The organism is Koromonas humicola, from assembly GCF_059726255.1.
Genome location: NZ_AP040873.1, coordinates 4,599,591 through 4,613,316, shown reverse-complemented (window position 1 = coordinate 4,613,316; position 13,726 = coordinate 4,599,591). Strand labels below are relative to the sequence as shown.

The following is a 13,726-nucleotide window of genomic DNA, read 5'->3' as shown; positions in this document are numbered from 1 at the left end:
GCTTGATTGTTGTAACAAATCACAGCAGCCCGTTGCAAGCACTCCCGCTTTGCACGACCACCCTCATAGCAACTAAACCCGCATAAACAGCAAGCGAGACGGCATCTCAAATTTCTCCGGGCGATGATTTCGGCGAGATAATTTCCTCAGCTTTCTCACAGAGGCAAAGACAAAGAGAAGTTCTGCCGTAATCGGCGACTAGCTATTCAAAGTCGAGCGCAACTGCTATGGGATTTTAGGAAGATCTCGGTTTAGCTCGCGGTCGATCTTCTTTTCGTGACGAAGGCGGAACGGTCTTGAATACGTGATCAGTCCGAACGCCCCGATTGCGAACAAGAGAAGTAGGCTACTGAGGCCAAGCAAAATCTTGGACGCAGAGGTATGGGCTAGGCGCATAAGAATGGCTGCGTTGTCCGGTGTCATCGCCAACGCGAGAGCCAGGGTGAGAATCCCGAGTGATGCGAGCAGCGAGGTTATGTTCTTAGCCCATCGTCCCCGGGCGCTATAGTCGGCAAACAGCGTGAACCCGTAAATCACAAGCCCAACGATCAACAGCAGGTTGGCAGATTCCGTAACAGAGGCGATCACAGAGGAGGGCTCCTTGCGGGTTAGACGGCATAGTTGCTGAATGAGTTGCGCACAGCGAAGCTGGCGAATCCCAAGGCGACAGCGCAGCATCCATCAGCTTACCGGAGACTCTCGCATGAATACGCCGATCGGATTCCCGTCCCAACAGCCCACTCCCGAACGTCCCCTGGACCGCGATCTTGGATTTGGAAGCCTGGCATTTCGTCCACACTATCGCCTGGTGAACCGGGACGGATCGTTCAACGTGCGGCGATTGCATGAAGGCTTACTCGACCGACTGTTTGGCTACCACGCTCTGCTGAATCTGAGTTGGCCGAAGTTCTTCACGCTGTTGGGGATCTGGTATATGGCGATCAACGCGATCTTTGCACTGGGCTATCTGACGTTGGGGCCGAATGCGCTACAAGGATCATTTGCCGGGCCGCGCTTCTGGCGCGCATTTTTCTTCAGCATTCATACGTTCGCCACGGTCGGCTATGGAAATATCGTGCCGATCACGTTTCTTGCGAATGCGCTTGTGGCCCTACAAACGTTGTTCGGGCTGTTGTCCCTCGCTGTTGCTACAGGGTTGGTTTTTGCTCGATTCTCACGCCCGAACGCACGCGTACTCTACAGCCGGTCGGCTCTGATCGCGCCTTACGGAGATCAGGCTAGCTTCCAATTCCGCATCGCGAATGGGCGACGTAGCCAACTGATCAACTTGCAAGCATTGGTAATCCACAGTCGATTTGAGACGGTCGCCGGGAAACGCGTCCGCAAGTTCTTTACGCTCGAGTTGGAGCGCACGTTTGTGAGTGTTCTGCCCGCGAACTGGACGATCGTGCATCCAATTTCGCCGCAGAGTCCCATTTACGGCTGGACGAAGGAACAACTGCACGCGGCCGAAGCCGAATTTTTGGTAATTCTGAACGCAGTGGATGAAACATACTCGCAAACCGTTTACAGCCGCTCGTCGTATTCCACCAACGAACTTATGTGGGGACGCAAATTTGCAATGATGTTTTTCGAGGAAGGAACACAGGCGGTACTGGATCTGGATCGCCTGAACGATACAGTGCCAGCCCCCTTGCCTGAGGCGTTACTGAGGGCATGAAAAAAGGGCCCGATGTCGGGCCCAGCACAACCAGAATACCTCGGTCAGTACGCGAAGCATTCGTCCTTCCAGCGCTCGTACACCTTGGCGTTTACAAACAGCGAGTAAACGTGCGGATCGAGTTCGCCGTTATTGACCATGTCTCCCAATATTTTCAGAGCCGTCTCGACTGAAACCGATTCCTTGTAGGGGCGGTCGGCTGCAGCGAGAGCGTCAAAGACATCAGCAATCGTCATCAGGCGGGTTTGCAGCGGGATATCGGTTGAATTCAGTTTGCCCGGATATCCCTGACCATTGAGCTTTTCATGATGCCCGCGCGCAATTTCCGGAATGTTGCGGATTTCGCGCGTCCATGGAATCTGCTTCAGGAAGTTGTACGTGTGCTCAACGTGTGACTCGATTTCCTGTCGCTCGTTTTCATCCAAAGATCCCTTGCGAATCGACAGCAGGCGCATTTCTTCGGGAGTGATCAGGGGGTGAAGCTTGCCGTCGCAACCACGAAAGTGTTTTTTCGGAATTTCCCCGAGAAGGCCCAGTGCGGCTTCAGGCAGCACCGAAGGTTCATTTGCTTCGACGATGCATTCCATGAAGCGGTCCAATTCATCGAGCTTTTGCGACTTTTCGGCTTCGAATTTTGGCAACTGATGCGAATACTCGTCGCGGCCATGTTCAAGCAGGAAACTCAACTCGCAATTTGCCGTCTCCGCCTCGACCGTACGCCGGGCAAAGTCGAAGCGATTGCGAATGATGTCCATCTGCGCGGGATACAGCTTTCGCGCTTTTACAAGGACTTCTTCACGCACGCCAACCTTGCCGAAATCATGCAGGAGGGAAGCGTACCGGATCTCTTTCATCTCCGAGCGGGTGAATTTCACCTCGGGGAAGTACGTGTGATCCCGATCGACAGCTTCAGCCATCGCAACCGTGAGATTTGCAACCCGGAACGAGTGACCGGAGGTCGTCGGGTCGCGCTGTTCAATAGCTTTGACCGCGGCTTTTACAAAGCCCTCGAATAGTCGCTGGATGTTCTCATAGAGATGGCTGTTTTCATATGCCACAGCAGCCTGGCTGGCCAACGACGAGACGATCTCCATTTGCCGAGTCGAAAACGGAAGCACTTCACGGTCGACATCATCAGGGGTGCGGAGACGAGCGCGCCAATTCCGTTTCGCATTGATGAGTTGAACGACTCCGACAATCTCGTTCTTCGGATTCATCATCGCCACGGCGAGGATTGACTTGGTCCGATACCCAGATTCAACATCGAACTGTTTGTTGACCGAGTAGGGCAGCCAGCTTTCTATGCGGTATGCGTCTTCGATCATCACGACCGTGCCGTGCTGCGCTACGTATCCGGCAATCGACTGCTCGCTGACAGGCAGAACAACTTCCTTGAACGGCACCTGAACCGAGTCGTTCTGCGCCATTTTGAAGCGAAGAAACTTCTTCGCCTTGCGGTGGTCGCGCACTGCTCCCTGGTCTTCCCCAATTTCTTCCTCTTCAACGAGGTAGAGCGAGCCAGCATCGGCCCGTGTAATTTCGCGGCACTTGGTCAAGATCAACTCAAGGAGCTCCCGAGTGTCGTGCTCGGCGCTGAGAGCAGCTCCTATGTGGTTCAGTTCATAGATCTCGGAGTTCGCAAGAGCGAGCCGATCATTTGCCTCGCGCCGCGTCTCGACCAGATGCATGTGATCGATGGCATTGTCGAACATGCGCTCCAGTAGCGCGGTCGGGGTATCGGTTGGCAGATATGCATAGACCGTGCCATCAAGACGTGCATCCCGGAATCGCTCGTCGGCTAACACGATGACACGCACGTTCGGCGCGCGGAGCCGCTTCAGGTGCAGGGTGAATAGCTTCGGGTCGGTCAGTACGAACACGTTATCTCCGGTCAACGCGTCGCAGTCAGTTGATTCGAAGCTGGCAAACGGAATCCGTACACATCGGGTCACGGCTGCACAGGCGGCCGTGTCGGCAGCAAAGTAGATTGCAGTCGGCGACTTTCGGCAGCGGGTGGGCAGCTGTACTTGCTTGGGGCTCGACATTTCGGGACAGGACCTCAGAACCCGAGGAACATGGGTGCTATGGTGCCAAGCATATCCGATACGGATACGCCGGACCAGAGCACAAATTGGCAGGAAACTCTGGTAACAACTGAACCAGAATGGTTACGCTTTCCACGCTGGAAGATAACTGGATCAAGCACCCTAGAGAACAGCCACCGCACCCGAAAACGTTCCGACGAGGAGCACGATTACCCATGGTGGAGCCTTCCAGCGCAGGAGTGCGACAGACGCGAGGGCGGCGATTGTGAAATCAGCTACGGAATGCACAGCAGAGTCCATACCGGGCGAATAGAGGCCGCCATTAGGATTCCGACCACCGCGGCATTGACTCCGGGAAGTGCTTTCATAACCAGAATCTTTTGGCGAAACGCCGTGCTGATCAGTGTTGAGTTCGATATAGCTATGGCTAGGCTGCAAGCTTTTCTGGTTCGTCTTCTTCCACTGCAGTGGGCTCGTTCAGCACCTGACGCATCTTCAGTTCGTCTAGACTGCGGCACCAGTGCCCGACAACGATTGTTGCTACGCCATTCCCGATCAGATTCGTCAGAGCGCGCGCCTCGCTCATGAAGCGGTCGATGCCAAGGATGAGTGCGACGCCCGCCACGGGGACAGACCCGGTAGCCGACAACGTTGCTGCGAGCACGATAAATCCACTACCCGTCACGCCTGCAGCGCCTTTGGATGTCAGCATCAGGATTGCCAGCAACCCAATCTGCTGTCCTAGTGATAGATGCGAATTGGTAGCCTGCGCGATGAACATAGCAGCCATCGTGAGATAGATCGAGGTGCCGTCGAGATTGAATGAGTATCCTGCAGGTATCACCAAACCCACGACGGATTTGTGCACTCCCACGTTCTCCATCTTGATCATCATGCGCGGCAGCACAGCTTCAGAAGATGAAGTTCCGAGAACAATAAAGAGCTCTTCGCGAATGTACTTCAGATACGTCCAGATACTGAATCCGTGTATTCGCGCGACAATGCCCAGGACCACAAAAATGAAGATGACGCAGGTCGCATAAAAACACGCCATCAGCTTGCCTAACTGCAACAGTGTTCCCAATCCGTACTTGCCAATGGTGAATGCCATCGCGCCGAACGCTCCCAGCGGAGCCACTCGCATGATGATTCCCACGATGCGGAATAACACCTTTGAAAACTGATCGACCACTGCGTGGATCATGCGCCCTTTGTCGCCGATCATGTGTAGCGCGAAACCGAAGAGAATGGCGAAGAAGAGGACCTGCAGAATTTCGCCTTTGGCAAATGCACCCACAATCGTGTCGGGAATCACGTCCAGCAGAAACCCTGTCGTGCTTTGTAATTTTCCCGGCCCGGTATATGCGGAAACCGCTTTCGTGTCGAGCGTTGCCAAGTTCACGTTCATACCTGCGCCCGGCCGGATGAGGTCAACGATTACCAATCCGATAACCAGGGAAACCGTGCTGAGCAGTTCGAAATACAGAATTGCGAGCGCCCCCGTTTTCCCCACCGACTTCATGTCTTCCATCCCGGCAATTCCGAGGACGACAGTGCAGAAGATAATCGGGGCGATCATCATCTTGATCAGCTTGATGAAGCCATCTCCGAAAGGCTTCATAGCCGCTCCGGCATTCGGATTCAAGTATCCGAGGAGCACGCCAATCCCAATCGCCACCAACACTTGGAAATAGAGGCTGTGGTAGAACGCCTTTCCACGCATCTTCTCCTCGCCTTTCCTTGTTCCTCGAATGGCAAGAACAACGAAGATCAATTCACGTTGAAAGCCGGGCAGTCTGCCGGTGCGCGGCTTGGGTGTGCAACCTCAGATGCCGCCCCGGGTGGTATTGTGGCTTGGCGAGAAACCCAATCCGGAACACGGCCTGTTCCTGATGGATAACTCCCCGAGGTGGCCCCTGCGTCTTAGTTCTAAGGACATGTTGTCCGTATCGTGAGGCTCCGAAATGAAAAAGCTACTTATCGTGCTGGGAACTTTGCTCGTGCTGGTAATAGCCGCAGTCGCGGCTCTACCGCGCCTGCTCGATGTAAACCGATATCACGATCGCATTCAGGCGGAGCTGCAAAGTCGCTTGGGGCGTCAAGTTCAACTTGGGCAGATGAACCTGGGACTGTTCCCTCCGACCTTCAAAGTACAGAACGCGATCATTGGCGAAGATCCGAAGTTCAACTCCGGCAAGTCCTTCGCCCAGACGGCTGAGTTGGACATTGTACTTAAGCTGCAACCTTTGTTGCACAAAGACATTCAGGTGGACAGCCTGCGCATGGTGCGTCCACAAGTCGAGCTGATTCGCAGCGCCGATGGCAGCTGGAACTTCTCTACCTTGGGCACTCACAACCAGCAGCAACCGAAAGAAGAACAGAACAAGCCGCTGCAACTCGATCGCTTCCAGATCGATGACGGCGCGGTTGCAATTACTGATCAGCAGAAGCACCAACCACGGACCGAGTACAACCACATCGACATGGTCCTGAAAGATTTTGCGCCCGGCAAGCCGTTTGATCTCAGCGCCAGCGCACATCTGCCCGGTGCTGGCAAACAGCTCGCAAAATTCGACGGCCGCGGCGGCCCGATTGCTGATACCACTCTGGTGAGCACGCCTTTTGAAGGCACGCTGCAACTTGATCAGGTTTCGCTCGATGCGGCGAAGCAATACATGAATTCGCAGGCAATGGCCGGAACAAACGCGAGCATCAGCGGAAACATTCATTTCAAGAACAACTCCGGCAAGGTCGCGACCAACGGCACAATCCACATGCAGAACGTGGTCGCGCAAGGTAAACAGCTCGGGTTCCCCATCGAACTAAACTACAACGCAACAGACGATCTCCAAGCAGATGTAATCGACATCTCGAACACACTGCTCAAGATCGGATCCGCCCCATTCACGATTAATGGCACCGTCAGCGGAAAGACCACACCGGCTCTGGCCAATTTGAAGATCAACACTCAGAACGCCTCTCTGGCAGAACTGGTCAAACTCGGCGAAGCATTCGGAATGACGCTTAGCCCTGGCATGGATCCCAGCGGCCGCCTCAGTGCCGATCTCACTGCTCGTGGCCCAGTCAGTGGACCGGGAGTTGCAGGCGTCCTTAGAGTCGCGCAACTCAAGCTAAAAGGCCTCGAGGCAAACGCCCTGCAAATCAACCTGAATATTGCGCCTCCAGGAGCGAATTTCGTACAGACTTTGACCGGCCGAATCGGAATCAACATGAACGATGGCAAGCTAACCGGCATAGACATGGCGCAACAGCTCGGAGCCATTGGCAAGTTCACCGGGGCATCCAAGATAAGCGACGGAGCGACGCACATCTCGGAGCTGACTGGCAACTTCGACCTGAAGAATGGCTTGGCTTCGACCAACGATCTGAAGGCACTCACGGACGCGGGCACCATCGCGGCCATAGGCTCTGCCTCGCTGGTCAACCAAGGCTTGGATATGAAAGCAACCGCCGTGCTCTCGAAAGACAGCTCGCAGCAGGTGGGGGGTACCGCCATTGGTGGCCTGATGTCGACCGCCATGGCAAACAACAATGGCGAGATCGTTATTCCGGTCATTGTGTCCGGCACCATCCCGTCGCCCAAGGTTGCGCCAGATGTGCAGCAGATGGCCAAGATGCGCATGAGCAACATGCTTCCTAGCTTCTCCAATCCCGGTCAGCTTACCCAAGGCGTGTTAGGAAGGCTTGGAAGCGGAGGGGCTGCCGGAGGAGTGGGAGGAGTGCTCGGCGCTCTCACAGGAAAGCAGCAACCCGGTGCCGCAGCTAACAATCAGCAACAGCAAAACACGACTCAGGATGCCGTAAAAGGGCTGGTGGGGCTGTTCGGCAACAAGAACCAGAAGAAATAGCGCAAATTCGATCCAGAAACGCAGGTAGGGCTCGCCTCTACCTGCGCTCCCTCCACATCAATCCAATCACCTGTGACAGAGTCACTTGGCTGAGCGCCATGGCTCGCGATACGATGTCTCGATTGGACGCGCAGTCCACACCGTGAAAGAACTAGAAGACTACAACCGGGCCGTGGTGCGCGGTGGGAGAAATCGTCAATGAAGAATCAGTCCGCGAAGAAATCAGCCGGATGGACGAACACGCAAGTTTATACAGCAATTGTGGTGGTGCTTATTATCGGTGGTCTTGGCGGGTACCTGCTGCATAGCTCGGGAACGTCCGAGAACACAAGTTCCACCTCTTCTTCCAGCGCCAGCCTGCCCCCTTCGAATGTGTCGCCGAATCAAATGCTCGATGCGCAGGTCAAGCCACTGCAGCAGAGAATCCAAGCCAATCCTCGCGACGTCTCAGCGCTCACCGAACTCGGCAACATCTACTTCGACGCATCGCAATGGAACAATGCGATTGACTACTACACCCGATCGCTCAACGAGAATCCCAGAAACCCGGATGTCCGCACTGACATTGGAATCTCCTACTATTACTCGGGCGATTCCGATCGTGCGCTAAAGGAATTTGACCAGGCGATGAAGGACGATCCGCGCCATGTGCAGACACTGTTCAACGTCGGAATTGTGAAGATGTACGGCAAAAACGACGCGAAGGGCGCGATTCAGGCGTGGGAATCACTGCTGAAGATGGATCCAGCCTACCGCGATCGTGCGAAGGTCGAAACTCTGCTTGCAGAAGCTCGGGCCAAAGCCAAATAATCATCGCCGCAGAAAAACAAAAGCTCCCGAGTTTCGGGAGCTTTCTCTTGCCCTAAATAGTCATTATGCGTAGCGAACCCACTTGATGATTTCAGGCAAAGTGGGACGTTTGCCATACATCAGGATGCCAACGCGGTAGATTCTTGACGACAACCAGATCAGCCCATACAACGTGGCAAGACTGATACACAAAGACGTCGCCAGTTGCCACACGGGCGGCATATCCACCGATGCTCGCACAAACATGATGATCGGTGATGTCAGCGGGAACATCGAAAGCCAAAAGGCCATCGGAGTGTTTGGATCGCGAATGATGCCCATGGCAAATACCATGCACAGGATGAGCGGCAAGGTCACAGGGAACTGCAACTGCTGCGCTTCCTCATCGCTGTTCACCATTGCCCCAATCGCTGCGTACAGGCATGCATAGGTCAAATAGCCAAGAACGAAGCAGAGCGGGAACATCCATGCGACGGCACTCGACATATGCGCGTCCTTCATGCTGTTCCCGATAATCTGCCGAGCCATCGCCACGCTTCCGTTGCCCAACATTAGACCAGACAAAACCCAGATAGCGATCTGCGTCAAACCCACGGCGCCCACACCGATGATCTTGCCCGCCATCAACTGCATCGGAGTCACGCTCGACAACAGCACTTCCACGATGCGCGAATTTTTTTCTTCGATGACGGATCGCATGACATACAAGCCATAAATCAGCACGGTCATGTAAATAGCGAACAGCAGCAAGAATGGGAGGAAGAAGGCGCCCATGCCATTCGCTCGGTTCGCACCTTTGCGGTCCACATGAACCGTATCGAGTTCTACCGGACTGAGCAGAGTTCTCGCCTGTATTCCGGTAATGCCTCGCTCTGCGAGTAACCGTTCACTGATTGCAAAACGCAACGCACGGCTCACCGTCGAAGCTTCCACGAAGTCCGTCGCATTTCGAGAGTAGTACGTGCACTTGCGATTAGTGACGGCATCCGACTCAATCCACGCCACACCGTCCACACTTCCATCGCGAATCTGGCGTATAAGTTGGTGACGCAAAACCTCACTGGGCTGCAGCTGCACGCTTACGTCGTAATCGGGCGCCTTGGACTTTGATTTAGAAGAAGAGTCATCTTCTTCGTCGGTGGAGTTGCGCAGATCCATAAGATCGGTCTGTACCAACTTGGCAAGAGCCGCATCCTGCGAGACGACAACAATGTGCCGGGTGCCGGAACTGAAAAGCATCAACCTGCTCGGCAATATGACCACCGCACCCATAAATAAAGGCATGAGGATGGTGAAAATGATGAATGCCTTTGTACGCACTCTGACGAGGTATTCGCGCCGGATGATCAGAAACACATTACGCATGGCTGATCACCCCCTTGGTGGATTCGACTGTATCGATGAATATCTCTTCCAATGAAGGCTCCACCATTTCAAAACGTCGGATTGACGCAGTCCGCATTGCAAGCTGCAGAAATTCCTGAGGGTCGGCACCGGGCACGAGCCGAAGCTCTACATAGTTTCCGAAATCGTTTGCATGCGCCACGAGTGATCGATCTGCGAGAACCGGCAGTTCGCCGTCGTACTCAAGCTGAATGCTGCTTCTCCCATAACCCGCCTTGATCTGGTTCAAACCGCCGAGCAAAACGCTGCGTCCATGATTTATAAGGCAGATTGAGTCGCAAAGCCGTTCGACGGTGTCCATACGATGGGTCGAGAACAGAATGGTCTTGCCTTGCTTCTTCAGCTCCAACAAAGTGTCCTTAAGCACGACAGAGCTTGCCGGATCCAATCCGCTAAATGGCTCATCGAGAATCAGGAAGTCAGGATCGTGAATGATGGCGGCGATGAACTGAACTTTCTGCTGCATGCCTTTCGACAGTTCCTCAATCTTCGCATTGGTCCAGTTGGCCAGTTCAAGCTTCTCGAGCCAGCGCCGTGCGCGTATGGCAGCTTCGCCTGCGGTCAAGCCTTTCAACTGCGCCAGAAAGACGAGGTTCTCGATCACCTTCATCTTCTTGTAGAAGCCTCGCTCTTCCGGAAGATATCCAACGCGGTCCAGAACCGCACGAGACAACGGCTGACCAAAGACGCGCACTGTCCCGCAGTCGGGAACGATGATGCCGATCATCATTCGGATTGAGCTGGTCTTTCCGGCGCCATTCGGTCCCAGCAATCCAAAGATCTCGCCTTCGGAAATGTTGAACGAAAGATTGTCGACTGCAACGTACTCGTCGTACGTCTTCGTGACTGAATCTAGTTCCAGCGTGAATGCCATGCGTGTCCTGGGACCCAAGGTGGGAACAATAGTGGAAACTCAACCATTGTGAGGAAACGACAAACTAATTTCAATGAGCAGAGATGAAGGTTCATCACGTCGGGTTGTGAGCTTCCCAGGCCGGGAAGCACTCCCGTCTGCCATCCACGCGAGCTAGAGTAGCCCAGCTATTCTGCAGAGCTTTCGATGAGTCTTGTGACGCTCTCAATTGGAAGCATTAGCTCATTGCTCAATTCGAAGCGCTTCTTCAAGTACTCCGGCGCAGTGTAGCTCAACCAGACGCTGCCATTCGCGTCCTGCCACGCTACAGCCTTCAACGGGAGATCCAATGCGGCCTTTGGCGCAGCCAACATAATCGGAGTTCCTCCCACCGGATTCCCGAAAATGAGCAGTTGAGTCCGCGGCATCCGCAGCCCCACAGCTTCTGCTTCTGCGCTGTGGTCGACCTTGGCGAATATCTTTATGCCCTTTGCCTGCAGCAGATGCTCAAGCTTTTCGATCGTCCTTGCGACAGAAGCGGTACATGGCTTAGTTACGATTCCATCAGCGTACATGGATCCTCAATCACGTGTTGCGTCCTAAGCGAAACGGGGACGCCTGAATAGACGTCCCCGCCGCCCCAATTCGTTCTCTGTTATTGGGGATGAACTGCGTTCACCAGATCTGGAATGAGGTTTGCTACATTTGGCGTTCCCCACCCGGTGGCGTAATCGTATCCGGTCTGCGCACTGAAGCCCACGGGCGTTCCCAATAATTGGTTATTGCCCACAGTAATGTCATGAAAATCGTGCGCGTACGTTGTCGCGTTCTCAGCGAGTTTGTACAGGGCTGGATTGATATAGCCCAGCGGCCCACGGCTCCCGCTGTATTGGTTTGCGAGTGCAACTATAGCTGCCCACTGCGGTGTTCCAGCGCTCGTGCCGCCCACAATCCAAAGTCCTACGTTGTCGCCGCCCAGCGCGCCCCAGTACACCAGCACGCCCCCGTTCACGGCAGCGTTGTAAGAGATGTCCGGAATGGTTCTAGATGGGACGTTCAATCCGCTCTGGAACGGTGGCACAGGGAAGATCAGGCTTGGAGCGCCGCCTGTGGCAGCGACGATGCCATCAGTGGTGTCCTGCTCGTTCCAAACCTGCTCAGCACCATAGTAGTGATTTGCGAGATTGAAGAGTCCGTCCGGGTACGGCAGCCCTTCTGTGCCACCCACAGCAGTGACTAGTGGATCGTCAGCCGGAAACGCAGCATTTGCGAAAGTTGCGCCGTTGGTCGCCCCGGCATCGCCTGCGGAAGCGAGCACAGTGATGTTGTTCGCCTTTGCCGCCACGAAGTTTGCGTGACCTTGCATGATCTGCCCGCTATTGGCGTGAATCAGGTACTCCGGCTCACCAAAGCTCTGGGAGATCACGCTGCCCGGATAGTGCTCAACCGCATATTTGGTCGCAAGGTTCAGAGCGTTTCCCGCGTTGGTCGCTGCCACAACGAGCACTAGCTTTGCGCCAGGAGCCATGGCGTGTGCGTATTCCACGTCGAGCGAGGTTTCAAGACTCCAGCCCGCTTCGTCATGTGCGCCATTGTTGGGGTTGAATGCGGGGCACCCTTGCGGGCAAACAACGGTAAAGGAAGGTGGAGCCGGGATATTGAATCTCTTATCGAACGCTGCCAGGTCCTGCTGGATCGTGGGGCTACCATACGCGTCGATGATGACAATGGTCTGTCCTGCACCGGTCAGATTGCTCGGATAATTGTATGCTGCGCGGATATAGCTCGGGGGATAGCAGATGAGCGGAAGCCCCGAAGGCAGTTTGCCGCAGCTTGGAGAGTTAGCATCGGTCGGAACAACACCTGTTACTTTTACGTGCGGCGGATTCTTGCGGTACAGGAAATCCTGCGCCGAAGCCGATCCGACCAACATGAAAACGGCCAAGCCGCAGAGCAACACGGCAACTGTGTGCAGTAGGTTCTTTCTCACGGGAGGGCTCCTTGATACAGAACGTGCACCGGGATCAGCAATAGAGGTCAACGCAGAACTCGCAGCCGCTACGCAGATGGTGCTCTGCACTTCTGAGCGCGTCGGCTCGCGCCGGGTTGTCTGTGGAGCAAAACGCTTTTTCGCTTCAGATCAATCGAGTTTTTAAGCAGTAGATAAGCTGATTCAGTAAGGGTCAATCCAACTTTGTTACATTGACCTTCGCGGGTTGACGCTGTTAGCATCTATTTTTCAGCAAGTTCTCCACTCAGCGAAGGAATACTCGTGCGCTATACCCGTCATGATCTCAAGCAGGACAAATTTGCCGCGTCCGCCGCGGAAGCTGTTCAAGAAGTAGTCGAGCATCGCTCAGGAGTCATCCAGGCGGTTGTTGCCGTTGTGGTTCTCGCCGCGGTTGTCGGCGGGATCTTCTGGTTCATGAACTCACGTGGGCAGGCGGCCTCTGATGCTCTGGGACAAGCGCTGGTGACCTACAACGCTCCCGTCGTTCCTCCGGGCACCCCGAAGGAAGGTAACATGATCACGTTCAACAGCGAGCAGGAACGCCTTGTCGCTTCGAAGAACGCCTTCTACCAGATTAGCGATAAGTACGGATGGACGGCCTCAGGTCAATACGCCCGGTACCTCGCTGGACTTTCCGAGATGGAGCTTGGCAACTACAAGGTCGCCGAAGATCAGCTCCGTGCCCTCAGTGGTTCACGTCGTAAGGAGCTCGCCTCTCTTGCAAAGTATGCTCTGGCTTCTGTTTACCGCGAGGAAAAGCGCGACCAGGACGCGATCAATCTGTTGCAGGCCCTGAGCGATAAGCCGACCACGTCCGTGCCGAAGGCGAATGCGCAGCTTGCACTGGCAGACATCTACGTTTCGGAGAACCAGCCAGACAAGGCCAAGGTTATCTATGACCAGATCGCCAAGGACAATGCGAAGAACGTCGTAGGCCAGATCGCAAACGGACATAAAGAAGACCTGAAGTAGCTTCTACTCGAATTCCGAGAGCCCCATTCCACATGGAATGGGGCTTTTGCTTTGCGCTGGATTGCTTGCAGGCTGTTCAGC

At 54.7% G+C, this 13,726-nt stretch carries 11 protein-coding genes; 4 read left to right on the top strand and 7 right to left on the bottom strand.

All coding sequences use genetic code 11. The features are described 5' to 3' along the window. Positions 1 to 225: 225 nt before the first annotated feature. On the bottom strand, positions 226 to 588 hold the full coding sequence (locus tag AC6IZD_RS20125; RefSeq protein ID WP_497785585.1) for a hypothetical protein: 363 nt from the start codon (positions 586 to 588) through the stop codon (positions 226 to 228). Between the two features lie 115 nt (positions 589 to 703). Between AC6IZD_RS20125 and AC6IZD_RS20120 the strand changes: the two genes are divergently transcribed. Then, positions 704 to 1,681 (top strand): ion channel, encoded by a 978-nt coding sequence (locus AC6IZD_RS20120; protein ID WP_497785584.1) that lies wholly within the window; start codon positions 704 to 706, stop codon positions 1,679 to 1,681. A 44-nt stretch (positions 1,682 to 1,725) separates the two neighbouring features. On the opposite strand, the gene AC6IZD_RS20115 is transcribed toward AC6IZD_RS20120, so the two are convergent. Both AC6IZD_RS20115 and AC6IZD_RS20110 read right to left on the bottom strand, forming a co-directional pair. Then, positions 1,726 to 3,726 (bottom strand): HD-GYP domain-containing protein, encoded by a 2,001-nt coding sequence (locus AC6IZD_RS20115; protein WP_497785582.1) that lies wholly within the window; start codon positions 3,724 to 3,726, stop codon positions 1,726 to 1,728. Positions 3,727 to 4,153: 427 nt separating this feature from the next. Continuing rightward, the gene (locus tag AC6IZD_RS20110) at positions 4,154 to 5,449 is read right to left on the bottom strand and encodes a dicarboxylate/amino acid:cation symporter (protein ID WP_497785580.1); all 1,296 of its coding nucleotides are present in this window, start codon (positions 5,447 to 5,449) and stop codon (positions 4,154 to 4,156) included. 241 nt (positions 5,450 to 5,690) lie between these two features. On the opposite strand from AC6IZD_RS20110, the gene AC6IZD_RS20105 reads away from it, so the two are divergent. Next, positions 5,691 to 7,595, top strand: a complete 1,905-nt coding sequence (locus tag AC6IZD_RS20105) for an AsmA family protein (protein ID WP_497785578.1) — start codon at positions 5,691 to 5,693, stop codon at positions 7,593 to 7,595. Between the two features lie 198 nt (positions 7,596 to 7,793). Continuing rightward, positions 7,794 to 8,405, top strand: coding sequence for a tetratricopeptide repeat protein (locus AC6IZD_RS20100; protein ID WP_497785577.1), 612 nt, complete (start codon positions 7,794 to 7,796; stop codon positions 8,403 to 8,405). Positions 8,406 to 8,468: 63 nt separating this feature from the next. Here the strand turns inward: AC6IZD_RS20100 and AC6IZD_RS20095 are convergent, their stop codons facing one another. The 4 genes from AC6IZD_RS20095 to AC6IZD_RS20080 all read right to left on the bottom strand — a co-directional run bounded on the left by AC6IZD_RS20095 (position 8,469) and on the right by AC6IZD_RS20080 (position 12,652). Beyond that, the gene (locus AC6IZD_RS20095) at positions 8,469 to 9,770 is read right to left on the bottom strand and encodes an ABC transporter permease (protein ID WP_497785575.1); all 1,302 of its coding nucleotides are present in this window, start codon (positions 9,768 to 9,770) and stop codon (positions 8,469 to 8,471) included. After that, positions 9,763 to 10,683 carry an ABC transporter ATP-binding protein gene (locus tag AC6IZD_RS20090; RefSeq protein WP_497785574.1) on the bottom strand — a complete coding sequence of 307 codons (921 nt, stop codon included), beginning with the start codon at positions 10,681 to 10,683 and terminating at the stop codon, positions 9,763 to 9,765. The genes AC6IZD_RS20095 and AC6IZD_RS20090 overlap by 8 nt, the downstream gene beginning before the upstream one ends. A gap of 167 nt (positions 10,684 to 10,850) precedes the next feature. Then, positions 10,851 to 11,237 (bottom strand): DUF302 domain-containing protein, encoded by a 387-nt coding sequence (locus AC6IZD_RS20085; RefSeq protein WP_497785572.1) that lies wholly within the window; start codon positions 11,235 to 11,237, stop codon positions 10,851 to 10,853. 80 nt (positions 11,238 to 11,317) lie between these two features. Further along, positions 11,318 to 12,652, bottom strand: coding sequence for a S53 family peptidase (locus tag AC6IZD_RS20080; protein ID WP_497785570.1), 1,335 nt, complete (start codon positions 12,650 to 12,652; stop codon positions 11,318 to 11,320). A 282-nt stretch (positions 12,653 to 12,934) separates the two neighbouring features. Here AC6IZD_RS20080 and AC6IZD_RS20075 point away from each other — a divergent pair, with 282 nt between their 5' ends. After that, on the top strand, positions 12,935 to 13,645 hold the full coding sequence (locus tag AC6IZD_RS20075; RefSeq protein WP_497785569.1) for a tetratricopeptide repeat protein: 711 nt from the start codon (positions 12,935 to 12,937) through the stop codon (positions 13,643 to 13,645). Positions 13,646 to 13,726: the final 81 nt, after the last annotated feature.